Raw genomic sequence first — 23,416 nt, forward strand, 5'->3', positions numbered from 1 at the left:
TGGGTCGATTCAAGGAAGGCCACAAGGGTATGCCTCGTGCCGCAAAGCGTCCAGTCGGAGGAACGTTGCGCCCTTCGCAACAGTCCATCCCCTATACGCACAGAGGACCCTCCCCATGAAACGTCGCTACAGTTGGCCACTATGGACCGTCGCCGGATTGCTGGTGGTACTGGTCGCCCTGAGCATCGCCCTGCCCTACCTGGTGCGTAACTACTTGAATGACAAGCTCGCCAACATGGGCGACTACCGCGGCCACGTCACGGATGTAGACCTGGCCCTGTGGCGCGGCGCGTACAAGATCAACGGCCTGGAGATCATCAAGGTCGACGGCAAAGTGCCCGTACCGTTCGTCAAGGCGCCGCTGATCGACCTCGCGGTGAGCTGGCACTCGTTATGGTACGACCATGCGGTGGTGGCCAAGGTGCTGTTTATCAACCCCGAGGTGAACTTCGTCGACGGCGGCGCCAACAAGCAGGCGTCCCAGACCGGTAAAGGCACCGACTGGCGCGAGCAATTGAGCAAGCTGGCCCCTATCACCCTCGACGAAGTGCGCATCGAAGACGGCAGGATCGCCTTCCATAACTTCAGCTCCAAACCACCGGTCAACATCAACGCCACCGCGGTCAACGCCAGTTTCTACAACCTGACCAACGTGGTCGACGTCAAAGGCAAGCGCGACGCCCGCTTCGAGGGCAAGGCGCTGCTGCAAGGCCAGGCGCCGCTGGAAGCCACAGCCACCTTTGACCCGCTGAGCAATTTCGAGAACTTCGAATTCCGTTTCCGCGCCAAAGACTTGCAGCTCAAGCGCATGAATGACTTCGCCTCGGCCTACGGCAAATTCGACTTCAAGGCCGGCACCGGCGACGTGGTGATCGAAGCCCAGGCGGAAAAAGGCCAGTTGACCGGCTATATCAAACCGCTGCTGCGCGACGTCGAAGTCTTCGACTGGCAGCAGGACGTGGAAAACAAAGACAAGAACATCTTCCGCTCGATCTGGGAGGCGGTGGTCGGCGCCAGCGAGACCGTGCTGAAAAACCAGGCGAAAAACCAGTTCGCCACCCGGGTTGAGCTCAGTGGCAGCGTGCACCAGCAAAATGTCAGCGCGTTTTCCGCGTTTTTGGCGATTTTGCGCAACGGCTTCATCCAGGCGTTCAATGCGCGCTATGAACAACCCAAGCCCTCGGCGGACTGAAGGTGACTGGTCATTCAGAGACTGAATGAGCCGCCTGCGTTCACAGTCGCCGGGGCTGCGCGGTATAGTCCAGGCATTGATGAATGCGAGGAAACACCGATGAAGTTCGAAGGCACCCAGGCCTATGTGGCTACCGATGACCTGAAACTGGCCGTCAACGCCGCCATTACCCTGGAGCGGCCGTTGCTGGTCAAGGGCGAACCCGGCACCGGCAAGACCATGCTCGCCGAGCAATTGGCCGAGTCCTTCGGTGCCAAGCTGATCACCTGGCACATCAAGTCCACCACCAAGGCGCATCAGGGCCTGTACGAGTACGACGCGGTCAGCCGCCTGCGCGACTCGCAGTTGGGCGTGGACAAGGTCCACGACGTGCGCAACTACCTGAAAAAGGGCAAGCTCTGGGAAGCCTTCGAATCCGAAGAGCGGGTGATCCTGCTGATCGATGAAATCGACAAGGCCGACATCGAGTTCCCCAACGACCTGCTGCAAGAACTCGACAAGATGGAGTTCTACGTCTACGAAATCGACGAGACCATCAAGGCCAAGAAACGCCCGATCATCATCATTACCTCCAACAACGAAAAGGAGCTGCCGGACGCCTTTCTGCGCCGCTGCTTCTTCCACTACATCGCCTTCCCCGACCGCACCACCCTGCAAAAGATCGTCGATGTGCACTACCCCGACATCAAGAAAGACCTGGTCAGCGAAGCGCTGGATGTGTTCTTCGACGTGCGCAAAGTACCGGGCCTGAAGAAAAAACCCTCCACCTCCGAACTGGTGGACTGGCTCAAGCTGCTGATGGCCGACAACATCGGCGAAGCCGTGCTGCGCGAACGTGACCCGACCAAGGCCATCCCGCCGCTGGCCGGTGCGTTGGTGAAGAACGAGCAGGACGTGCAGTTGCTGGAGCGTCTGGCGTTCATGAGCCGTCGCGGTAATCGCTGATGCTGCTCAACCTGTTCAATGAAATGCGCGCCGCCAAGGTGCCGGTGTCGGTGCGCGAGCTGCTCGACCTGATCAACGCGCTGAAAATGCGCGTGACCTTCGCCGACATGGACGAGTTCTACTACTTGGCCCGGGCGATCCTGGTCAAGGACGAGCGGCACTTCGACAAGTTCGACCGGGCCTTCGGCGCCTACTTCAACGGCCTGGAGAAACTCGACGACCACTTGCAGGCGCTGATCCCCGAAGAGTGGCTGCGCAAGGAGTTCGAGCGTTCGCTGACCGATGAAGAACGCGCGCAGATCCAGTCTCTTGGTGGCCTCGACAAACTCATCGAGGAATTCAAGAAACGCCTGGAAGAACAAAAGGAACGCCACGCCGGCGGTAACAAGTGGATCGGCACCGGCGGCACCAGCCCGTTCGGCTCCGGCGGCTATAACCCGGAAGGCATTCGCGTCGGCGATGCCGGCAAGCGCCAGGGCAAGGCCGTTAAGGTGTGGGACCAGCGCGAGTACAAGAACCTCGACGACCAGGTTGAACTGGGCACGCGTAATATCAAGATCGCCCTGCGCCGCCTGCGCAAATTTGCGCGCCAGGGCGCGGCGGAAGAGCTGGATATCGACGGCACCATCGACCACACCGCCCGCGATGCCGGCTTGCTAAATATTCAGATGCGCCCGGAGCGGCGCAACACCATCAAGCTGCTATTGCTGTTCGATATCGGCGGCTCGATGGATGCCCACGTGAAGATCTGCGAAGAGCTGTTCTCCGCGTGCAAGACCGAGTTCAAGCATTTGGAGTACTTCTACTTCCACAACTTCGTCTATGAGTCGGTGTGGAAAAACAACCAGCGCCGCACCTCCGAGCGCACCTCAACCCAGGACCTGCTGCACAAGTACGGCGCGGATTACAAAGTGATCTTTATCGGCGATGCGTCGATGGCGCCGTATGAAATCACCCAGGCCGGCGGCAGCGTCGAGCATTGGAATGAAGAGCCGGGGTATGTGTGGATGCAGCGCTTCATGGCCAAGTACAAGAAGCTGATCTGGATCAACCCGTATCCGAAGGACACCTGGGGGTATACGGCGTCGACGGGGATTGTGCGGGAGTTGGTGGAGGATCAGATGTATCCGCTGACGTTGCGGGGGTTGGAAGAGGGGATGCGCTTTCTCTCCAAATAGGCGGTGTGCTCACTGACGCTATCGCAGGCAAGCCAGCTCCCACAGTTGAATGCATTTGAAAGTTGGAATGCATTCAACTGTGGGAGCTGGCTTGCCTGCGATGCTTTTAGCTGTTCAAAAAGCGCTGCAAGAAGTCAATGTGCTGCTGATGCGCAGTCTCCTGCACCACCGGCGCCAGCCGCACCTTCTCCCCCGGCAAACACTGCGCCAGCCGCGCCAGCGCCAATGGCGTCAACGCGCCCAGACGCGGATAGCCACCAATGGTCTGGCGATCATTGAGCAACACAATCGGCTGCCCATCCGGCGGCACCTGGATCGCCCCCAGCGGAATGCCTTCGGAAATCAGTGAAGGCCCCTGATACTGCAGCGGCGTACCCAACAGCCGCATGCCCATGCGGTCGGCGCGACTGTCGAGGGCCCATTCGGTGTTGAACGCATCAAACAGGCTTTGCCCGCTGAACTGGCCGATCTGGGCGCCGACGATCACGTCCAATGCAGTTTTGGCCAGACCTGGATCATTCAGCACTTTCATTGCGCCGCCGACGCCGGAATACGCCAAGCGCCCGCCTTCGGCCAGTGCCTTACCGAAACCGTCCACGCCGCCCAGTTCTTCACGCACAACGGTGGCGCAACTGCCCAGCACGTCCGGCGCATCAAACCCGCCCGGCGCCGCCAGATAGGCCCGCGCGCCGTTGAATGGCTGGGTAAAACGCAAACGCTGGCCCTTTTGCAGGATAAAACTGCGGCCTGGGCTGATGGCGCGTTCGTCGATATAAGCACCCAAGTCCGCACCGGCCAGGGCCAGCAGGCAATAATCCTCGGCCTGCACGGTAAAGCCGCCCAAGGTGATTTCCACCACCGGCGCGTCCAGCGCATTGCCCAGCAGCCAGTTGGCCCAGGACATCGACACCCAGTCCAGCGCCCCGCCCTGGGTTACGCCCAGGTGACGCACGCCAAAGCGGCCGGCGTCCTGCAACAGGCACAGCGGTGTGCTGGCCTCGATGATCAAGCGGCTCATGCCTGCGCCTCCAACGGCGTGTCATCGCCACCCAGTTTGATGAATTGCGCGTGATCGACGGGTTCGAAGCGTACCGTGTCGCCCGGTTGCATCAGGCTATAACCATCGCGCTCACGGTCGAACAACTTGGCCGGGGTGCGGCCGATCAGGTTCCAGCCGCCCGGCGAGACCACCGGGTAGGCCGCGGTTTGCCGTTCGGCAATACCGACACTGCCCGCCGCCACGCGTTTGCGCGGGGTGTTGAGACGTGGCGCGGCGAGGACTTCATCCACCAGGCCCATAAAGGCAAAACCGGGGGCGAAGCCGAGGGCGAACACTTGGTACTCGTGGGCGCTGTGGCGGCGGATCACGTCATCGACGCTTAGCCCGCTGCGCTGGCTGAGCAGGCTCAGTTCGGGGCCGACGCTCAGGTCGTACCACACCGGCAGCACGTGGCACTGGCCGCTGCCCTGGGTGTGCGGTTGCAGGTCGGTCAGGGCCTGGTCGATCAATTCGCGTGCCTGGGCCGGGTTCAATACGCTGAGGTCGTAATGCACCATCAAGGTCGTGTAGGACGGCACCAAGTCGACCAAAGCTGCGCCGAAACCGCTGCGCAAGCGCTGGATGGCGGCGAGCATCCAGGGCATGTTGGCTTCGGCGATTGCATCAAACAGACGCACCATCAGGCAGTCGATGGCCACCACTTCAATCCGTGGCTTCATGCTGGCTTCAATGCCTCGCGGATGCGCTGTACGGCGGCGATTGAGCTGGCATTGTCGCCATGCACGCACAGCGTGTTGGCTTGCAGGACCAACGAGCTGCCGTCGCTGGCGGTCAGCGCTTCCCCCCTGGAAATGGTCAAGGCTTGCTGCAGGATGGTGTCGGCATCGTGGTGCACGGCGCCGGGCAACTGCCGCGAGACCAGGTGGCCCTTGTTGTCATAGGCGCGGTCGGCAAAGGCTTCGAACCACAGGGTGACGCCATATTCATCGCCCAAGGCCTGCGCTGCGCTGTTGTCGCGGGTTGCCAGCAACATCAGCGGCAGGTCGCCGTAAGCTGCCACAGCCTGTATCACCGCGCGCAATTGCGCGGGCTTGGCCATCATGTCGTTGTACATCGCGCCGTGGGGCTTCACATAGCTGACCCGCCCACCTTGCGCCCGGCAGATGCCGTCGAGGGCGCCGATCTGGTAGTGCAGCAGGTCCTGGATTTCCTGGGGCGTGTAGGCCATGGAGCGACGGCCGAAACCTTGCAGATCCTGGTACGCCGGGTGTGCGCCGACTTGCACGCCATGCTTGAGTGCCAGGCTGACGGTCTTGCGCATGATGCTCGGGTCGCCGGCATGGAAGCCGCACGCCACGTTGGCGCAATCAATGAACGGCATGACCTCGGCGTCCAGCCCCATGGTCCAGTTACCGAAGCTTTCTCCGATGTCGCAATTCAGTAGAAGGCGGCTCACGTTGGTCGCTCCTGTAGGCATTGTTATTTTGTAGTGTGGGATTTTTTACGCAGAACTCGCAACTTGTCCTGACACCCCAACGGCGCTTATCGTGGAATAGCTCGATTTTTGGCGCTGGCCCGGTGCGGCGTCCAACTAATAAAAACCGATCCATGCATAAGAAAAAGTTGATCCCATGAATTTGAAGTTCCTCGAAACCTTCGTCTGGGTGGCCAAGCTCAAGAGTTTCCGCCTGACCGCCGAGAAGTTGTTCACTACCCAGGCGTCGATCTCCAGCCGCATTGCCGTGCTGGAAAGCGAGTTGGGCGTGAAGCTGTTTCTGCGCGACTCACGCGGTGTGAGCCTGACCCCGGAAGGCTTGAAGGTGCTCGATTACGCCGAGCAAATGATGGTGACGATGCAGGGCCTGAAGCAGTCCCTGGAGACCACCAGCAGCAAGGTCGGGCGCATCCGCATCGGCGCAATGGACACGGTGATCCACACTTGGCTCAGCCCATTGGTGGCGGAACTGATGGACCACTTCCCGCTGGTAGAAATCGAGTTGGTCGCCGATACCGCGCTGAACCTCAGCGATCAGCTGCAAAAAGGCTTCCTCGACCTGATCCTGCAAACCGACCTGCTGCGCCTCGAAACCGTGCGCAGCCTGGAGCTGTGCAGCCACCCCATGGCCTGGATCGTCGCCAGCCAGTCGATCTACAACCGTGACTACGCGTCCCTCGCCGAACTGGCGCAGGAACGCATCATCACCTACTCGAAAAACTCCCATCCGCACCAGGACGTGATCAGCCTGATGCAGGCCAACGGCGTGGCCGCGCCACGCATGAACTGCGTGAATTCGGTGTCGGCCATCACCCGTTTACTGCGCGATGGTTTTGGCATTGGCGCACTGCCGCCGGTGCTGGTCAGCGAAGAACTGGCGCGCGGGGAATTGGTGATGTTGCCGATGGCGCAGAAACTGCCGAACTTGCAGGTGGTGGTGTCGTGGCGCGTGGGGGTGGAGCTGGTGGAGGAGATTGTGGGGTTGTGCCAGAAGGTGGTGGCACGGTATGCCGAGGAAGTGGGTGAGGAGCGGATGGTGCTCGCTCACCCGTGAGGCTCAGAGCCCTTTGAGGTCCCGCTCTTCGATCGGCCGGCTTTGGCGCAGGCGCTTGCCGCCCAACACCACCCAGTCGATCAGACGGAACAGGCACTCCAGGCCGAACGACAACAGCATCGCCCCGCCCAACCCCCAGCCCATGGCCTCGGGCGTCAGCAGGATCTGGTAGCTGTAGCCGTTCCAGGTTTCCTGGCGGATATCCGGATCCGCCGCCACGGCCACTTGCAGGGCGCGGATGTACCACGGGCCTTGCATGGCCTGGAATTGCTTGTCCAACGCCACCTGGCGGTCAAGCATGGCGCCCAGGCTGTTGGCGTCGCTCTGAAACACCGGGTCATCACTGGCGCGGTAATGCGCGACCAACGCCTTCAAGTCACCGTTGAAGAACTGCCGTGCCGTGTTTTCAAACCCGCTGAGGCCGGTCTGGGCCTCGATCAGATGAGCTTCGACGCGCTTGGCGTAGTCGTTGATGAACCCCGGCACTTGCACGCCGACCAACAGGCCAATGGCAAACAGCACCAACCGCAGATAACTGAGCAACATGGTCGATATCCTTACTCGGTGATGCCCTGGCTGACGCATTCACCGCGTCGCCACAGGCTCCATTGGCCCGGTTCGTAGCGGGTCCAGTTTTCGTTGTCGGTCAAAGGTTCGGTGGCGATCACGGTCACCACGTCATTGGGCGTGGTTTCGGCCTGAAAATCGACGATCACGTCGACATCTTTCAAGCGTGCAGGGCCGAACGGGGCGCGACGGGTGATTTGCGCCAACTTGGTCGAGCAATAGCAAAACAGCCAGTCGCCGTCGCTGAGCAGGCAATTGAACACGCCTTTGCTGCGGTATTCGGAGCAGGCGGCGATCAGGTCCGGCAGGACGTTTTCAATGTCCACCGGCTCCGGGAAGGCTTCACGCACGCGGTTGAGCAGATCGCAAAAGGCCGCTTCGCTGTCGGTATCGCCCACGGGACGATAGAAAGTCGCGCGGGGATTGAAGTCGGCCAATTGGCCGTTATGCGCAAAGCACCAGTTGCGGCCCCACAGTTCGCGCACGAACGGGTGAGTATTGGCCAGGCTGACCTTGCCGACGTTGGCCTGGCGGATATGGCCGATCACCACTTCGCTTTTGATCGGGTAACGCTGCACCAGCAGCGCGACTTCCGATTCGCTGCTCGCGGCCGGGTCCTGGAACAGGCGCAGGCCACGGCCTTCATAGAACGCGATGCCCCAACCGTCACGGTGGGGACCGGTGCGCCCACCGCGCTGCATCAGCCCGGTGAAGCTGAACACGATATCGGTGGGGACGTTGGCACTCATGCCCAATAATTCACACATGCCAGGGCTCTCGCAGCAGGGCGGACAACGTTAAAGGCGCGGTTCGACGCGCAGACCGCTCACGGGTGCCGGACGGCGAAAAGGCACTTCATCGTCGTCTTGATCCGGTTCGGCGGCCAGCGCAGCATCCGCGGCGGCCTTGCGCTCACGGCGGGCGTTGGCAGCGCGCTCGATGGGCCAGCGGATCAGCACGAACACCAGGTACACGCCAAAGGCGATCATGCTGTACATGAACAGATCGGAAATGGCCCGCCAGGCGTTATTGCCGACCTTGAGCACCAGGTCCAGGGCGGTGATGGCCACGGCAGGCGCGAACTGGGTCTTGACCGGGTCGACGATGGTCGGGCTGAACAGCAACACCGCCATCAGCAACAGCAGCGGCTCGCGCAGCCAGCGCCAGATCCAGCGGGTCATGCGCCACCACACCAACAGGCAGCCCAAAGCGGCGAAGGCGTAAAGGCCCCAAGCGGTCAGATAGTCGTTCTCGGTCATGGTGTCCATGGCAAGGTTGGCAAGTCGGGTGGAGACAGACCATTACTGGTCTGCCTCCCCCTAAGAACCATACGTGCGTCTTTCAACGCATACGGCTCAAGTCTTTAGTAGAACCCCTTGCGGGGCCGGCTTGTTCACTGTCAATCCACGGCTGTGAAGCTGTTGGTGACACACTGGGTGCAATAGTACTCGGTTATCCAAGGTGTCTCTACCGCCTTGGGAGCGGTGGATGATGTGATGGTCGTGCCATCCCGTTATCTTGGTAATCGCTCCATTACACAATGGGCACAATCCTTTTTGACTCTGAAACAGGCTCAAAATCTGCTTGCGGTACTTCAGCTTGTTCAGCATCCGCGTCATTCGCAGCTTCTCGCCCATTTCCTCCATGGAAGGGTCGAAGGGGTTGTACTCCCCACTCACCTTCTTGTGCCGTTCGATCGGCGTACTCGCTAGCGAGTACAACTCGACCACCCGTATGCTCCCGTCATCTTCTACAACCGTGGTGGCGAACACCCAGTCCTTGCTCTCTTGAGTCCGGAAGTACTTCTTCTTGACCCATTCCAGCGATTTCTTAGGATGTCGCCTTTTCGCCCAACGCCATAAAACACGGAACAGCAAATGATCCAGGCGACTGTACGTTTGCTTGGCAACAACCGGCTGGTGATACAACGCCCAGCCTTTAAAAATGGGATTGAGCAGCCCTATCAAATAGTGCTGCGGCGCCATCTTGTGGTTGTCTATGACGTCCTTCACCTTGCGATAAAACGCTTTCACGTTTCTTTTGCTCGGTTTGATCAGTAGCTTCCCGTCGTATTTGCGGAAACTCCAACCCAGGAAGTCGAAGCCTTCATCTATATGGACGACGTGAGTTTTCTCAGGCGACAACTGCAACCCCCGTACAGCGAGGAACTGCTCGACCCAAGGTCTGATTTCGTTTTCTAGCACCTCTCTTGAGCTACCAGTAATCACAAAATCATCCGCATATCGCACCACATTGATTTTCAGCTTCTTTGCCTTTGTTAAGCCCAAATGTTGCTTGAGCTGTAACTCCAGTCCATCAAGTACCAAGTTCGCCAAGGTAGGCGAGATAATTCCTCCCTGTGGCGTACCTGCATTTGTTGCCTGTAGTTGGCTTTTATGAATCACACCAGCCTTCAGCCACTTCCGAAGGATCTCCTTGTCTGTAGAGACATTAGCGATCAACCAGTCGTGGTTAATGTGGTCAAAGCAACCTTTGATGTCCGCCTCCAACACCCATTGGGCCGAAACCTTCTTGGATAGGCACACGAACAATTGCCCCATCGCATCCGCCGTGGAACGCTCGATCCGAAAGCCGTAACTGTTCGGATCGCCGGTGGTTTCCGCGATGGGCGCCAGGGCCAGCAGGTAAAGAGCCTGCATGGCTCTGTCAGTCATGGTTGGAATGCCCAGAGGGCGTTCTTTCCCATTCGACTTCGGGATAAATACACGCCGTAATGGCCGTGGCTTATACCCGTGGCGCTTCAACCCATTTGCCGCTTTCCATTTGGCATCGGGTGTATCCCAAAGCACGCGGTCGACTCCCGCCGTGCGCTTACCTTGGTTTTCAGTGACTCGCCGTACGGCCAAGTATCTGGCTGAACGTGAACGGGTCAGCATCCGTTGCAGGGCTTTCACCCGGCGCCAGTCGCCTTCCCCACAAGCCTTCGCAATCCGAATCTGCATCGCCCGTACGTTCCGCTGAACACGACACCAATCGATGTCGTGCCAATGCTGCGGAGCGCCGGAAGGCGCAGACCCGGCCATCTGGCTAGGTACTAACATGCTGCCTTCCTCTCAAGTTGCCCCGAGCAGAAGACGTACGCATCCCCTGACGGGAATGGACGCTCCCGCCAGGAGTGGATGAATAAGAAGCCCATTACTGCCGGACTTCGAAGATATTTGAGACAGGTTCACTCAGTGTTCATGCGATAAAAGACCACGCAGAAGTCTGCCCGGTTTCCCGTGGGGTAATGTCCCAACCCCTATCCGAGCCATTACAGCCCGGCGTTCGCTTTTTCTGCGATCCCATACCCGCACAGCCAACAGATCCCCTTGCGGTTCACCTGCCCGAAGGCAGCCATACGGGCTTACCACGTTCCCTGCCTGTCACACGATTGGTTTAGGGTCTGCCTTTTCACCGGTGGTCTTGAGGACGACGTACGCCCAACCTGTACGGACGTAACCGACCACGTGCCTTTTGGCCCAAGCCTGTCAGCAGTTTTGGCTTGTTCATAGTTACGGTGTTTATCAGCAGTTCACTTACGTTACCCATGCCAACCAGCCTAGCGTCTCGACCCGGCACTGCTCCGAGCGTCTGTGCCTCACCTCACGGTAAAAGCACACCCTGACGGGGACTGCATTGTTGGAAAAGCTTCACACCCCACCGTTACCAGTGACGCATGTTTTCCTAGGCTATCGTTGGTCGCACAACGAGTCCGCTGCCACCTTGCAGGCAAGGTAGTTGGAGAATGACAGACAGAGCTTTCGCTCGAGTCTCCAGATGAAAGTGAGCAGGAACTGACGAGTCAGCATGCTCTCTATATTGTTTCCTCCTGTTTCAGACGCAGGAGAAAACCCCTGCGGGGATTCTCTCCCGCATGGGATGAGCCCTAAAAGGGCTGAGGACTAAAGTGCACTTCAAGACCGGGGGAACCGGTCCTGTGGTCGAGCTTCCAAGTGCTAGTCGACCTATCTCTGTGCCAACCGCCGCAGCGGTAAGTCCTTGAAGGCATTGGACTTAAAGGGCAGTTTTGGTTCCTGGGACTGGGTACCCAAGCTGTCGATTTCCGCGATGGAAATCCCTCAAGATGACTGAACACCTCGAGGTTCTGAAGACACGCTACGCGTGTCGCACACAGGCGGCTATGATAACGGCTTTTGCGTGTCGCGGCTGCAATGCCTGCCACCGTCCGCCCGATAGAGATTAATCCCATGCCTACATCGACCGCTCCGATTGCCCGCAAGGCCCAAGGCTCAGATCCGTACGCCTGGCTGCAAGAGCGCGACAGCGCTGAGGTGCTCGATTACCTCAAGGCCGAAAACGCCTGGCAGGAAGCGCAACTCGCCGATCAGGCAGCGCTGCGCGAAACCCTGTTCGAGGAAATCAAGGGCCGCATTCTCGAAACCGATCTGTCGCTGCCTTCGCCGTGGGGCCCGTATCTGTATTACACCCGCACCACCGCCGGTGACGAATACGCCCGCCACTACCGCTGCCGTCGCCCGGCCGACGACAGCAACCAGGTGGATGACAGCAGCGAAGAGTTGTTGCTGGACCCGAACGTGCTGGCCAATGGCGGTTTCTTCTCCCTCGGCGCGTTCAGCATCAGCCCCGACCACCAGCGCCTGGCCTACAGCCTCGATACCAGCGGTGAAGAGATCTACACCCTGTACGTGAAGGAATTGGCCACCGGCAAAGTCAGCGAACTGGCGTTTGAAGACTGCGACGGCAGCATGACCTGGGCGAATGACAGCCTGACCCTGTTCTTCGGCGAACTGGACGACACCCACCGCCCGCACAAGCTGTATCGCTATCGCCTGGACGGCACCGCGGCGCAGGAAGTGTTCCATGAGCCCGACGGCCGTTTCTTCCTGCATTGCTACCGTTCCAGCTCCGAGCGCCAGCTGCTGCTGTCACTGGGCAGCAAGACCACCAGCGAAGTCTGGGCCCTGGACGCCGACCAGCCACACCTGGACTTCACCTGCCTGGCGCCACGGGTCGAAGACCATGAGTACGATGTCGACCACGGCCAGTTGAATGGCGCGTGGACCTGGTTTATCCGCAGCAACCGCGATGGCATCAACTACGCGCTGTTCGTGGCAACCGACATTGGCGACGTGCCGACCGAAGCTGAATGGCAGAACCTGATCCCCCACAGCGATGAGGTGATGCTCGACGGCGTGAGCCTGAACACCCACGCCATGACCCTGAGCCTGCGCATCGGCGGCCTGCCGGTGATCGAAGTGCACCCGCAGGGCTTGCCGGCCTATCGCGTGGAATTGCCTGACGCCGCCTACAGCCTCTACGTACAGAACAGCCTGGAGTTTGTCAGCGACAAAATCCGCCTGCGCTACGAAGCCCTGAACCGTCCAGCCCAGGTGCGCCAGCTGGAACTGGCCAGCGGCGCGCAACAGGTGCTCAAGGAAACCCCGGTACTCGGCGTGTTCAACGCCGATGATTACGTGAGCCAGCGCCTCTGGGCCACCTCGGCAGATGGCACCCAGGTGCCGATCAGCCTGGTGGTCAAGCGCGACCAGTTGGGTAAACCAACGCCTCTGTATCTGTACGGCTACGGCGCCTACGGTTCGAGCCTGGACCCGTGGTTCTCCCACGCACGCCTGAGCCTGCTGGACCGAGGCGTGGCGTTTGCCATCGCCCACGTGCGCGGCGGCGGTGAGCTGGGCGAGGCCTGGTATCGCAACGGCAAGCAGGAACACAAGCAGAACACCTTCAGCGACTTTATCGCCTGCGCCGAACACCTGATCGCCGAGGGCCTGACCACGTCCAAACAACTGGCCATCAGCGGCGGCAGTGCCGGTGGCTTGTTGATCGGCGCGGTGCTTAACCAGCGCCCGGAGCTGTTCCAGGCGGCGATTGCCGAAGTGCCGTTCGTCGATGTACTCAACACCATGCTCGACCCGGAATTGCCGCTGACCATCACCGAGTACGACGAGTGGGGCAACCCGGAAGAACCGGACGTCTACGAACGCATCAAGGCCTACGCGCCCTACGAAAACGTTCGCGCCCAGGCCTACCCGCACCTGCTGGTGATCGCCGGCTACAACGACAGCCGCGTGCAATATTGGGAAGCCGCCAAGTGGGTGGCCAAGCTGCGCGACACCAAGACCGACGACAACCTGCTGCTGCTCAAGACCGAACTGGGCGCCGGCCACGGTGGCATGAGCGGTCGTTACCAGGGATTACGTGACGTAGCACTCGAATATGGCTTTGTGTTCAAGGCGCTGGGGCTGGTTTAAGGAACTTCGTAGGGCGGTCCTGTCTGAACACAGGACCGCCTACTGATTGATGGACCAAGATTGCAGCCATGGCACTACCGACGCTAATGAATACCGAAATCCGCGACATGCTTATGGATTGCGGCCTGTTCGACCCGCTGTTGCCGGAAGACTTTCACGTCGCCGCCGGCTATTTCAATATCAGCAGCATTGCCCGCGATGAGGTGATTTTCCTTGAGGGCGATGCTGGCACGTTCATGTGCATCCTCCACAGCGGCCAGGTGGCGGTGCAGAAAACCAACCACGACGGCCAGCGCCTGACCATCGCCACCCTACGCAGTGGCCGGGCCTTCGGCGAAATGGCCGTACTCGACGGCGAGCGCCGCTCGGCCAGTTGCATGGCGGCCAGTGACTGCGTGCTGTTGAACCTGGGCAAGGACTCCCTGGAAAAAATGCTCAACGAAGCGCCCAGGGTCGCCGCCAAGATCATCCGCGCGATTGCCATCGCCCTGTCCAAGCGCCTGCGCATGGCCGACGGGCAATTACTTTCGCAACAGTTCTAGCCGCCCGGCGTCTTCGGCTTGCTGTCATTCTGCAGCAGGCCCGGCACCGTCTGGTCCTTGGGTGGCGTGGGCAGCACGATGGGCACCAAGGGCGGCGAGCCGTTGGTCTTGGGCACGGCCGGTGGGGTGACTTGCGGGTACAACGTCGGCGTCGGGGTGCCCGGTGCGCCTGGCGTTGGGGCGGGCGCGACCGGTACGGTTTGCAACTCCTGAGCCTGCACCGCACCAGAGGCGAGCGCGCTCAACACAATGACCGTTAGAATGCTGCACTTCATCGATGGCTCCATGGCCTGACCGGAATGTCGTAAGGCTACTCCCAACCGCGCAAGAATGCCCTTCCCAATGAGATTTCCATGAAACGTTTCGTTCTGCTGGACACCACCCCGATCCCCGACAACGGCGGTGCCTTGTGCCTGTTCGAATACGGTGAAGATTTCGTCATCAAGATTCAGGGCGGTGATGGCGGCCAGTTGATGAACACGCGCATGCACGGTTCCGAAGATGCGCTGGCGGAGATCCCCTGCCGCAAAGTCGCCGGGCGTGCGGACTCACGGGTGTTGATCGGTGGCTTGGGCATGGGCTTTACCCTGGCGTCAGCGCTCAAGCACCTGGGCAAGACTGCCGAAGTGGTCGTGGCAGAACTGGTGCCAGGCGTCGTGGAATGGAACCGTGGGCCACTGGGCGAAAAATCCGGCCGCCCGCTGCTGGACCCGCGCACGGTGATCCGCCTGGAAGACGTGGCCAAGGTGCTGCAAGCCGAGCCCCAGGGCTTTGATGCGATCATGCTGGATGTGGACAACGGCCCCGAAGGTCTCACGCAAAAGGCCAACAGTTGGCTCTACTCCGCCGGAGGCCTGGCGGCCTGCGCCAAGGCCCTGCGCCCCAAAGGCGTGCTGGCCGTGTGGTCGGCCAGCGCGGACAAGCTGTTCAGCGACAAACTGCGCAAGGCCGGTTTCAAGGCCGAGGAAGTGCAGGTATTCGCCCATGGCAACAAGGGCACCCGGCACACCATCTGGATTGCGCAGAAGCTGTGATCGGCTAGCGCAGGGAATTGCGGTAATCGATCACGTACGGCACTTTTTTGTCGAAGGTTTTCTCCAGCTCGTTACGGTCGAGTTGGGTCATGCCGCCCAGTTGATGGGCGGTGAAACCGCTGTCGCCAACCTGTGAGCCCGGCGCCAGGCTGACCATGCGCTTGGCCACGGCCTCGATGGCGTCCTTGTAGCCACCCTTCTTGTTCAGGTTGTACTTGCCCAGGTCAATTTGAGTGCGCAACCAATTGCCCCAGTAGAACTCCAGGAACTCCGGTGCGATCTCGCCCGCCTCGGGCTTGCCATACGCGGCCTTGCGGGTGAAATACACCAGGCTGCGGAAGGTATCGTCCTGCAGGTTCTTGAAGCCCAGGTGCGCCGGCAGTTGCTCGGGCGGCAGGGTCTGGCCTTGATTATCCTTGAGCCAGACCTTGCGAGCGGCCTGCATGCGCTGCCAGAAGTTGGCCAGAGTCGGGCTGTTGCTGAAGTCGTCGGTGACCTTGACCCACATGTTCAGGCGAGGCCCGCCGCCGGGCACTTCCCACAAGGTAGTGAAGCTGTGGTGACCGTCGGTCAGGTACAACTGGCCGCCAGGGCCGACTACCACGGTCTTCATGTCGTCGGGATGGGTGCCCACCGGGTCCTTGCAGGTGAAGCTCGCCGGTTTGTGCAGGTCCGCGCCCTTGGGCACGTTGTCGGCTTCGCCCTGGCCGTTGGTTTCGCAGTATTCATCGAAGACCTTGGCGGGTTTGTCGGCGAACAGGCCGAGACTGTAGTAGATCTGGTCGAACCCCACCACGGCCTGGGTCGGGTGCAATTGATCGAGGGCCACCTCGATCACCTGGCCGGGCTGGGGTGTAGAAAACGCTTGGGCTTGGGCCGTGAGCCCACACAACAACAGTGCAACAGTCCATGAATGCAAACGCATGAGTTTCAGTCCTTATGAGTAAAGTGAAGCGGTTATTTGCAACGCGAGCGGCTAGAATCAACCCTATCCGTGAACCCCCAAATAGCCAGGAGCCATGATGAGCTCGACCAACCCGCCCTCCCACACCGCCAAGCTGGACCGCATCCTTGCCGATGCCCAGCGCGACCGGGAAATGGGCTACCGCGATAAAGCCTTGAAAATGTACCCCCACGTGTGCGGCCGCTGCGCCCGTGAGTTCGCCGGCAAACGCCTGAGCGAGCTGACCGTACACCATCGAAACCACAATCATGATGACAATCCCCAGGACGGTTCCAACTGGGAGCTGCTCTGCCTGTATTGCCATGACAACGAACACTCGCGCTACACCGACCAGCAGTATTTCGGCGAAGGCTCCACCAGCAGCCCGACGATTGCCAAGGCCACGCATAACCCGTTTGCGGCGTTGGCGGGGTTGATGAAGAAAGACGACTGAAATCTTCGCTGACTGTGCCGGCCTCTTCGCAGGCAAGTCGAATCGTCGCACCGCAGCTCCCACAATTGGAATGCATTCCCCTGTGGGAGCCGGGCTTGCCCGCGATAGCGATATCCCAGACAACACCGCACCCTGCCTAATCCCCGTATAATCGCCGTTTTTCTCCAAGGCACCCTTCCCCGTGGGCAATAAACGCTACAGCTGCATCGGTTTGTATAACCCCAAATCCCCCGAAAACGTCGGTTCGGTCATGCGTGCCGCCGGCTGCTACGGCGTGGCCTCGGTGTTCTACACCGGCGTGCGTTACGAGCGCGCGCGGGACTTCATCACCGACACCAAGAAAGTCCACCACGACATTCCGCTGATCGGCATCGATGACCTGAAAAAGATCCTGCCCCTGGGCTGCATCCCCGTCGCCGTGGAACTGGTAGAAGGCGCTCGCCCCCTGCCCGAATACACCCACCCTGACCGCGCGCTGTACATCTTTGGTCCGGAAGACGGATCGCTGGACAAAGAGATCCGCGACTGGTGCGAAGACGTGGTCTACATCCCGACCACCGGTTGCATGAACCTCGCCGCCACCGTCAACGTGGTGCTCTACGACCGCCTGGCCAAGGGCAACAACACCCGCTCGGGCCCCAAGTACTGATTTTTCGGGAACATCCGGCACCTGCGGGCAGTCAGCTACTTATCAATAGCCCTCGTTGGAGACAGATCATGAGCGACAGCAAAACCTTGCGACCTATCATCGAACACACGCCTTTCGAGACCCAGCCCACGCAGAACGTGCACGGCTGGGAGCGCATCGGCTCGGTGGCCGGTGGCGTGATGATGGTCGGCAAAGGCCTGCGCCGTGGCGGGATTTTCGGCTTGATCCAGGTGGCGATCGGCGGCGTGGCGCTGGCCCGTGGTTTTACCGGGCACAGCTCGCTCAAGGACAAGCTGGAACAGGGCCGCCAGGAAATGAATACCGTGCGCACGAAGATCGAACGCGCCGGGGCCGAGCTGAAGAATCTGAAGACCAAGGCTGAAGTAGCGGCCGAGAAGGCCACCAAAACCACCGTCTAACGCAGCAGCTTGTTGTCCAGCACCACCGACGACTCGCCGATGATACTTTCAGCCAGTTGCACGAACTCCGCGGTGGTGATGCTGTTGGCCCGCATCACCGCCTGCGCGAGGTCATCCAGCGAGCGCTTGTTATGCGTCTTTACGCGGATCTCGCGGTCCAGCTCCTGCAACACCACCACCGCCCGTGACACCGTCGCACCGCTGGCGTGTTCGCCGCGCAGGCTGGCCACGTCCTTGCCTTCCTTGTTCAGTCGCGCCTGTATCGCCTGATACCGCTCGTCGGTGATGCCACCGGCCCGACGCACCAGCTCGATGGCGTAGTACTCGGCCAGGCCCTCGCTGATCCAGTCACTGGTGTCGTGGTCATTGAAGCGCCCAATCGCCTGCACCACTTCGCGGATCAACGGGCTGCTGCCGTTTTCGCTGACCAGCGGCGTGCGGCTGTTGAGGTAGACCGAATCCCGCGCCGAGAACGCGCCACGGCGCATCGGGTCACTGGCGCCCACCACCAGCAGCTTGGCCGGATGGCGTGGGAAGGCCGCTTCCACTTGTGGCCAGACGAAGGTCAGCAACGTCAGCACGTCCATGCGGCGCATGGCCTGGCCTTTGGGCGAAGCCACGGTGACTTCCGTCTCGCCCAGGCGCACGCGGCGGCTGCCGAGGTTACCGGCGAGCATCCAGCCGGTGGGCCGGTCGAACAGGCGGGAGACGTTGTCGATGCGGAACTTGTTCTTGCCGATGCGCGGCCAAGCGGTTTCGACGCTTTTCCAGCCGGCCGGCAGTTCGAACACCAGGCGTGAGACCAACTCGACGCCGTCCTGCTGGTCGAGCCGCGCGGTCGGCACCAGGTCTTCGCCGCGAAACAGCGCCCAGCTCGGCGTCATCCGCGCTTCATAGAGACCGGCCTTGCGTGCATGGGTGAGGCGTACGCGGTAAGTCAGGCTGGCCTTGTTGGCGCTGGGTTGCCACAGGCCACGATGCTCAGTGATGCGCCACTGTCCGTCGGCCTTGAAGTCGCTGTAGTCACCGTCGGCGCCAAGGTCGAAGTTCAGGCTGCGCACCGCCGAGCCTTGGGACAGGCTCACGCGCACCTCGGCCTGATCCGTCTGGGGCAACAGTTTGACGTGATAGTCCAGGTCGACTTTCTTCGCGCACCACGCGGATGTACTCAGTGCAAGCAACACCACAGATGCCGCCAGCTTGATTGCCCCCCTCATACCCACTCCTTGTCAGCCCGCGCGGAAAATCAGGTAATCCTCCCAGTCATCTTCGGGCACGCTGCCTTCGCTGAGCATGCGTCCGGACTGGGAAATGCGTTCGTGGTGCACGGCATCGCGGTCGCCGCAAACCAGGTGGTGCCACAGCGGCAGGTCCTTGCGTTCGCTGACCAGCCGATAGCCGCAGGTGGGCGGCAACCATTTGAACTGGTCGGCCTGGCCCGGCGTGAGCTGGATGCAGTCCGGCACCGAGGCGCGACGGTTGGGGTAGTCGGTGCACTGGCAGGTTTTCAGGTCGAGCAGTTTGCAGGCGATCCGCGTGTAATAGACGCTATTGTCGTCTTCATCCTCAAGCTTTTGCAGGCAGCACAGGCCACAGCCGTCGCACAACGACTCCCACTCCTCCTGGTCGAGGTGTTCAAGGGTTTTGCGTATCCAGAAAGGTTCGACTTTGGCGGCCATGGCTCTACATCAGTATCGGTAGGTGAAAAGGCCGCCAGTCTAGTGCCCAAGGCCCCTGGGGCCAAGCGCTTACGACTGGCGGTGTAACAACACTTGTCAGTCTAGTGGCCGCGCAGTAGTTTTGAGCGCCGAATTGACGATCAGGAACTGCTCCATGACACGTGTTGCCGATTATCCGATCCACACCCAGTTCACCGACCGTTGGTCGCCCCGCGCCTTCACCGGCGAGAACATCCCGCAAGAAACCCTGTTGAGTTTCTTCGAAGCCGCGCGCTGGGCGCCGTCCGCCTACAACTCCCAGCCATGGCGCTTTCTCTACGCGCGCCGCGACACGCCGGACTGGGAGCGTTTCCTGGGCTTGCTGAATGAATTCAACCGCAACTGGGCGCAGCATGCGTCGGCCCTGGTGATCATCGCCTCGAAAACCGACTTCACCGCCCCCGGCGCCAGCGAAGAAACCCCGGCGCTGTGGCACACCTTCGATACCGGCTCGGCCTGGGGCCACCTGGCGCTGCAAGCCAGCCTCAGCGGTTGGCACACCCACGGCATGGCCGGTTTCGATCAGGAACTGACCCGCGAAGAACTGAAAATCCCGGAAGGTTATGCCCTGCATGCCGCTGTTGCGGTTGGCAAGCTGGGGGACAAGTCGACCTTGCCGGAATACCTGCAGGGTCGTGAAGCGCCGAGCCCACGTCGTCCGTTGAGCGAGTTGGTCTCGGAAGGTGATTTCAGCCTGTAATGCCAAGAGGAGCCGGCATGCCGGCTCCTCTGCTGTCAGTAACCGCGCTCGAAATCCACGTTGCCGCGCAAGTCTTGCTTGGCCTGATACGCCCGCAGGTTTTGCACGAACAACTCCACCATCAGTGCCGGCGAGGTCGGCGCCGAGCTGTGGCCGGTCAACAACAGGCCCCATGCCGTCCAGAACGGATGGCGTTGCGGCAACGGTTCCTGGCGGCACACATCAATCACCGCACCGGCCAAATGCCCTTCTTTCAAGGCCTCGACCAAGTCCGCGTCCACTACCGACACACCGCGCCCGACATTGATAAACAACCCGGTCGGCTTGAATTGCTTGAACAGCGCCGCGTCGTACAGATCATGGGTGCTTGGCGTGTTAGGCAGCAGGTTGATTACGTAGTCCACCTCACCCACCAGGCGACCCAGGGCTTCAAGCCCGGCCACTTCGATAAACGGTGCCTGTTCCCGAGTGGAACTGGCGATGCCGTACAGCTTCACACCGAAGGGCACCAGGAACTCGGCAACGCTCTGGCCGATGTCGCCGGTGCCGACGATCAGCACCTTGCGCCCCGCCAGGCTCTGGCCCATGCGGTTGTCCCATTTGCGCTCGACCTGGCTGACCAGGCGCGCCAACACTTCGCGCTCATGGCCGAGCATATAGGTGAGCACGAATTCGGCCATGACCTGGCCATAAATACCGACCGCACGGGTCAGGCGATAGTCGCGTGGCAGGCCTTCAGCCAGCAGCGGCGTTATGCCGGCCCAGGTCGATTGCAACCATTGCGGCTGATGGCCTTGGCGCAGCAGCGTCGCCAGCAGGTCCGGCTGGCCCAGCCACACCGGGCAATCGGCGGCCAGGCGCGACAGTTCGGCCGAGTCGCCGCTGGTCAGCACTTCAAGGTCCGGTGCCGCTTCGCCGAGCAATTGGGCGTAGAGCGGGTGATCCTGTTCAGCAATCAGAACACGCATGCATAAAACCTTTCAAAACAGTACGGACGGCTGCCCGCATCCTTACGGCCACCGCCCACTTATACGATTCCATTGAAGCACGTGCCCCGGACGGAGCACGGGTCGATCACATCGGGTCGTTGCGGCGCAGCAGTTCTTCGGGCAAGTGTTCGATGTACTCGTCCTCGCGCGGCGGCATTTGCAGGTGGTAACCCTGTTTGTCGAGGTTTTCCAACACCTGCACGATGTCTTCCTGTTGCAGCTTGCGCTCAGGCGTCAGCACCAGGTTGAACGCGTGTACCGGCTTGCCGAATACGGTGAGCAGGCCTTCAGGCACGCGCTCAAGGGCATCGCTTTTCAGGACGTAAAGGTACATGCCGGCGCGTTTAGGGCTGCGGTAGATGGAGCAGATACGTTTCAAGGCTGTTCTCCGGCGGTGGCCAGGCTGTCGAGCAGCGCTTGGCCCATCAACTCGCGGCGCCAGCCACGCAGCGAGTCTGGCAATTTATAAGGCCCATCGGGGTAGCCACTTTTGACCAGGGCTTCGAGGGTTTTCTTGCGCAGCATCAGTTCCGGCGCCATCTCCAGGCGTTCGGCTTCAGCTTGGCCAAGGGCACGCAATTGCTTGATCAGTGCGGCGGCATCCACCGGCAACGGTTCGGCAACGGCAGGCGGCCATTGGTCCATCGACACGCTGCCGGCACGTTTGATCAGGTCCAGCAGGAACTGGCCGTCCTGACGCACGGTGCGCGGGTGCATGTCTTCGATCTTGCCCAGGGCGGCGAGGTTATCCGGCTGGGATTTGGCCAGGGGCCACAACGAGTGTTCGCGAATGATGCGGTTACGCGGCAGGTCACGGGCGCGGGCCTGTTGCTCGCGCCAGGCGCAGAGTTCACGCAGCACGGCGAGTTGGGCGCGGGACAGTTTCCAGGCCAGCTTGGCGTCGCGGTACACCTCGTACGGGTCGACTTCGCGGCGCAGGTTGGCGACCAACTCCGCGCCGTCTTCCAGCACCCAGGCGTACTTGTCGTCCGACAGTTGCGGACGCAGGCGGGTGTAGACCTCGGCCAGGTGCACCGCGTCTTCGGCGGCGTAGCTGACCTGCGTCTCGGACAAGGGCCGCTGCAGCCAGTCGGAACGGGTCTCGCCCTTGGGCAACTCGATATCCAGCACGGCTTGCACCAGGCGCGAGTAGCCCATGGAGAAACCAAGATTCAGGTAAGCGGCGGCCAATTGGGTGTCGAACAACGGCACGGGCAGGCTGCCGGTCAAGCGCAGCAACACTTCGAGGTCTTCGCTGCAGGCATGCACCACCTTGATCACTGCCGGGTTCTCCAGCAAGGCGGCCAAGGGTTGCCAGTTGTCGATAGTCAGGGGATCGATCAGGTAAGCGCGTACGCCATCACCAATCTGGATCAGCCCGGCAATGGGATAAAAGGTGTCGACCCGCATGAATTCGGTGTCGAGGGCGACGAATGGCAACTGCTGCCATTCGGCGCAATGCTGGCCGAGGCTATCGTTGTCGCAGATCCAGTGAATATCGATGGCCACACGGCTCTCCCTTGAAGAATGGCGCGCAGTATATATCGCGAAAGGGGCTAGCGAGCATCCGCAGTGCACAGGCAACCATGAAAACTCAGACAGGAGTTGAAGAATACTCCGACAGGCGGGAGTTATCCTCTCTTACGCAGCACGTAGACCCGCCACAGGCTTGAGCCCGGCATGAATTCCTGATGATGCAGGACCTTGAAGCCCGCCTGGCGGAACTCCTCTTCGACGGCAGTGCGGGAATGGACCGAGACAATCACCGTGTCGCGGCTGACCCGGTGGAACTCGCGCAGCAGGGCCGAGCGCCCTTCACTGCTGGGCACATGGCGAAACAATTCCAGGCAGAAAATGCAGTCCACCGCATTCGCCGACAAACCGATGGAAAACGCTGAGCCCTGGAACGTCTTGACGCGCTTGAGCAAGGACGCCGGGTGATGGGTACGGGCATGGTCGAGCATGTCCTGGGAGTTGTCCGACGCCAGGATCACCCGGTTGACGTGTTCGGCCAGCACGGGCCAAAAGCGCCCCGAGCCACAGGCCAGGTCCAACACCAACCCAGGCTCGCCCGCGACTTTCAGCGCCTGGCGCACCATCCACTCGTCGCGCCACGACGCCAGGCGCTGCCGCAGCCCTGGCGGGCGTGTATCGCCGCAGACCCTGGCGTGCTCGCGGTCACAGCGCTCGGCGTATTCGATCTCGATGGATGAGGGTGGTTGTGGCGACATCGTGGGCTCATGTGGGTGGAACGGCAGTGAACGACCTTGATTCGCAGCTTAA

Annotated in this window: 26 protein-coding genes; 11 read left to right on the forward strand and 15 right to left on the reverse strand. The window is 60.8% G+C overall.

What is annotated here, in order from left to right:
• Positions 1–115: 115 nt before the first annotated feature.
• The 3 genes from ACP7BX_RS01995 to ACP7BX_RS02005 all read left to right on the forward strand — a co-directional run bounded on the left by ACP7BX_RS01995 (position 116) and on the right by ACP7BX_RS02005 (position 3,315).
• Positions 116–1,192 carry a DUF748 domain-containing protein gene (locus tag ACP7BX_RS01995; protein WP_426129517.1) on the forward strand — a complete coding sequence of 359 codons (1,077 nt, stop codon included), beginning with the start codon at positions 116–118 and terminating at the stop codon, positions 1,190–1,192.
• Between the two features lie 99 nt (positions 1,193–1,291).
• Positions 1,292–2,137, forward strand: coding sequence for an AAA family ATPase (locus ACP7BX_RS02000; RefSeq protein WP_003210690.1), 846 nt, complete (start codon positions 1,292–1,294; stop codon positions 2,135–2,137).
• A complete protein-coding gene (locus ACP7BX_RS02005) occupies positions 2,137–3,315 on the forward strand; it encodes a VWA domain-containing protein (protein WP_314525952.1) in 1,179 nt (392 codons plus the stop codon). Before ACP7BX_RS02000 ends, ACP7BX_RS02005 begins: the two co-directional genes overlap by 1 nt.
• A 106-nt stretch (positions 3,316–3,421) precedes the next feature.
• Here ACP7BX_RS02005 and ACP7BX_RS02010 read toward each other — a convergent pair whose 3' ends face one another.
• The 3 genes from ACP7BX_RS02010 to ACP7BX_RS02020 are packed head-to-tail and all read right to left on the reverse strand — an operon-like array spanning position 3,422 to position 5,771.
• Positions 3,422–4,333 carry a biotin-dependent carboxyltransferase family protein gene (locus tag ACP7BX_RS02010; RefSeq protein ID WP_426129520.1) on the reverse strand — a complete coding sequence of 304 codons (912 nt, stop codon included), beginning with the start codon at positions 4,331–4,333 and terminating at the stop codon, positions 3,422–3,424.
• Positions 4,330–5,034: a 5-oxoprolinase subunit PxpB gene (gene pxpB / locus ACP7BX_RS02015; protein ID WP_426129522.1), complete on the reverse strand. Its 705-nt coding sequence runs from the start codon at positions 5,032–5,034 to the stop codon at positions 4,330–4,332. The genes ACP7BX_RS02010 and pxpB overlap by 4 nt, the downstream gene beginning before the upstream one ends.
• Positions 5,031–5,771 carry a 5-oxoprolinase subunit PxpA gene (locus ACP7BX_RS02020; protein ID WP_033902596.1) on the reverse strand — a complete coding sequence of 247 codons (741 nt, stop codon included), beginning with the start codon at positions 5,769–5,771 and terminating at the stop codon, positions 5,031–5,033. Before ACP7BX_RS02020 ends, pxpB begins: the two co-directional genes overlap by 4 nt.
• Positions 5,772–5,946: 175 nt before the next feature.
• Here ACP7BX_RS02020 and ACP7BX_RS02025 point away from each other — a divergent pair, with 175 nt between their 5' ends.
• A complete protein-coding gene (locus tag ACP7BX_RS02025) occupies positions 5,947–6,864 on the forward strand; it encodes a LysR family transcriptional regulator (protein ID WP_038846225.1) in 918 nt (305 codons plus the stop codon).
• A 3-nt stretch (positions 6,865–6,867) separates the two neighbouring features.
• Here ACP7BX_RS02025 and ACP7BX_RS02030 read toward each other — a convergent pair whose 3' ends face one another.
• From ACP7BX_RS02030 to ltrA, 4 genes are all read right to left on the reverse strand, one after another.
• Positions 6,868–7,410 carry a DUF2937 family protein gene (locus tag ACP7BX_RS02030; protein ID WP_016975238.1) on the reverse strand — a complete coding sequence of 181 codons (543 nt, stop codon included), beginning with the start codon at positions 7,408–7,410 and terminating at the stop codon, positions 6,868–6,870.
• An 11-nt stretch (positions 7,411–7,421) separates the two neighbouring features.
• The gene (locus ACP7BX_RS02035; RefSeq protein WP_061435721.1) at positions 7,422–8,198 is read right to left on the reverse strand and encodes a class II glutamine amidotransferase; all 777 of its coding nucleotides are present in this window, start codon (positions 8,196–8,198) and stop codon (positions 7,422–7,424) included.
• A 30-nt stretch (positions 8,199–8,228) separates the two neighbouring features.
• Positions 8,229–8,699, reverse strand: coding sequence for an MFS transporter (locus ACP7BX_RS02040; protein WP_426129526.1), 471 nt, complete (start codon positions 8,697–8,699; stop codon positions 8,229–8,231).
• A gap of 87 nt (positions 8,700–8,786) precedes the next feature.
• Positions 8,787–10,493 (reverse strand): group II intron reverse transcriptase/maturase, encoded by a 1,707-nt coding sequence (gene ltrA, locus ACP7BX_RS02045; protein WP_426129528.1) that lies wholly within the window; start codon positions 10,491–10,493, stop codon positions 8,787–8,789.
• 1,149 nt (positions 10,494–11,642) lie between these two features.
• On the opposite strand from ltrA, the gene ACP7BX_RS02050 reads away from it, so the two are divergent.
• Both ACP7BX_RS02050 and ACP7BX_RS02055 read left to right on the forward strand, forming a co-directional pair.
• Entirely contained in the window at positions 11,643–13,685 is a 2,043-nt protein-coding gene (locus tag ACP7BX_RS02050) for a S9 family peptidase (protein ID WP_426129530.1), read from the forward strand.
• Between the two features lie 68 nt (positions 13,686–13,753).
• Positions 13,754–14,227 carry a cyclic nucleotide-binding domain-containing protein gene (locus tag ACP7BX_RS02055; RefSeq protein WP_016975234.1) on the forward strand — a complete coding sequence of 158 codons (474 nt, stop codon included), beginning with the start codon at positions 13,754–13,756 and terminating at the stop codon, positions 14,225–14,227.
• On the opposite strand, the gene ACP7BX_RS02060 is transcribed toward ACP7BX_RS02055, so the two are convergent.
• On the reverse strand, positions 14,224–14,502 hold the full coding sequence (locus ACP7BX_RS02060; RefSeq protein ID WP_038846232.1) for a hypothetical protein: 279 nt from the start codon (positions 14,500–14,502) through the stop codon (positions 14,224–14,226). The genes ACP7BX_RS02055 and ACP7BX_RS02060 overlap by 4 nt on opposite strands.
• Positions 14,503–14,580: 78 nt before the next feature.
• Between ACP7BX_RS02060 and ACP7BX_RS02065 the strand changes: the two genes are divergently transcribed.
• Positions 14,581–15,261, forward strand: coding sequence for a spermidine synthase (locus ACP7BX_RS02065; protein ID WP_038846233.1), 681 nt, complete (start codon positions 14,581–14,583; stop codon positions 15,259–15,261).
• 4 nt (positions 15,262–15,265) lie between these two features.
• Here the strand turns inward: ACP7BX_RS02065 and ACP7BX_RS02070 are convergent, their stop codons facing one another.
• Entirely contained in the window at positions 15,266–16,186 is a 921-nt protein-coding gene (locus ACP7BX_RS02070; RefSeq protein WP_314525924.1) for a ParB/Srx family N-terminal domain-containing protein, read from the reverse strand.
• A 97-nt stretch (positions 16,187–16,283) separates the two neighbouring features.
• Between ACP7BX_RS02070 and ACP7BX_RS02075 the strand changes: the two genes are divergently transcribed.
• From ACP7BX_RS02075 to ACP7BX_RS02085, 3 genes are all read left to right on the forward strand, one after another.
• Positions 16,284–16,658: a YajD family HNH nuclease gene (locus ACP7BX_RS02075; protein WP_003210675.1), complete on the forward strand. Its 375-nt coding sequence runs from the start codon at positions 16,284–16,286 to the stop codon at positions 16,656–16,658.
• Between the two features lie 181 nt (positions 16,659–16,839).
• Positions 16,840–17,307 (forward strand): RNA methyltransferase, encoded by a 468-nt coding sequence (locus ACP7BX_RS02080; protein WP_003189607.1) that lies wholly within the window; start codon positions 16,840–16,842, stop codon positions 17,305–17,307.
• 68 nt (positions 17,308–17,375) lie between these two features.
• Positions 17,376–17,726 (forward strand): YgaP family membrane protein, encoded by a 351-nt coding sequence (locus ACP7BX_RS02085; protein ID WP_426129534.1) that lies wholly within the window; start codon positions 17,376–17,378, stop codon positions 17,724–17,726.
• On the opposite strand, the gene ACP7BX_RS02090 is transcribed toward ACP7BX_RS02085, so the two are convergent.
• Both ACP7BX_RS02090 and ACP7BX_RS02095 read right to left on the reverse strand, forming a co-directional pair.
• On the reverse strand, positions 17,723–18,943 hold the full coding sequence (locus ACP7BX_RS02090) for a hypothetical protein (protein WP_426129536.1): 1,221 nt from the start codon (positions 18,941–18,943) through the stop codon (positions 17,723–17,725). The genes ACP7BX_RS02085 and ACP7BX_RS02090 overlap by 4 nt on opposite strands.
• A 12-nt stretch (positions 18,944–18,955) precedes the next feature.
• A complete protein-coding gene (locus tag ACP7BX_RS02095) occupies positions 18,956–19,405 on the reverse strand; it encodes a YcgN family cysteine cluster protein (RefSeq protein WP_003172524.1) in 450 nt (149 codons plus the stop codon).
• Positions 19,406–19,559: 154 nt separating this feature from the next.
• On the opposite strand from ACP7BX_RS02095, the gene ACP7BX_RS02100 reads away from it, so the two are divergent.
• Positions 19,560–20,144, forward strand: a complete 585-nt coding sequence (locus tag ACP7BX_RS02100) for a nitroreductase family protein (RefSeq protein ID WP_426129538.1) — start codon at positions 19,560–19,562, stop codon at positions 20,142–20,144.
• Between the two features lie 35 nt (positions 20,145–20,179).
• Here the strand turns inward: ACP7BX_RS02100 and ACP7BX_RS02105 are convergent, their stop codons facing one another.
• The 4 genes from ACP7BX_RS02105 to ACP7BX_RS02120 all read right to left on the reverse strand — a co-directional run bounded on the left by ACP7BX_RS02105 (position 20,180) and on the right by ACP7BX_RS02120 (position 23,364).
• Entirely contained in the window at positions 20,180–21,112 is a 933-nt protein-coding gene (locus ACP7BX_RS02105) for a D-2-hydroxyacid dehydrogenase (protein ID WP_426129540.1), read from the reverse strand.
• 106 nt (positions 21,113–21,218) lie between these two features.
• The gene (locus tag ACP7BX_RS02110) at positions 21,219–21,512 is read right to left on the reverse strand and encodes a YcgL domain-containing protein (protein WP_426129542.1); all 294 of its coding nucleotides are present in this window, start codon (positions 21,510–21,512) and stop codon (positions 21,219–21,221) included.
• Entirely contained in the window at positions 21,509–22,642 is a 1,134-nt protein-coding gene (gene rnd, locus ACP7BX_RS02115) for a ribonuclease D (RefSeq protein WP_426129544.1), read from the reverse strand. The genes ACP7BX_RS02110 and rnd overlap by 4 nt, the downstream gene beginning before the upstream one ends.
• Positions 22,643–22,764: 122 nt before the next feature.
• Positions 22,765–23,364, reverse strand: a complete 600-nt coding sequence (locus ACP7BX_RS02120) for a class I SAM-dependent methyltransferase (protein WP_269133178.1) — start codon at positions 23,362–23,364, stop codon at positions 22,765–22,767.
• Positions 23,365–23,416: the final 52 nt, after the last annotated feature.

Source organism: Pseudomonas sp. DWP3-1-3b3 (assembly GCF_049896305.1).
Lineage (GTDB): Bacteria > Pseudomonadota > Gammaproteobacteria > Pseudomonadales > Pseudomonadaceae > Aquipseudomonas > Aquipseudomonas azotoformans_A.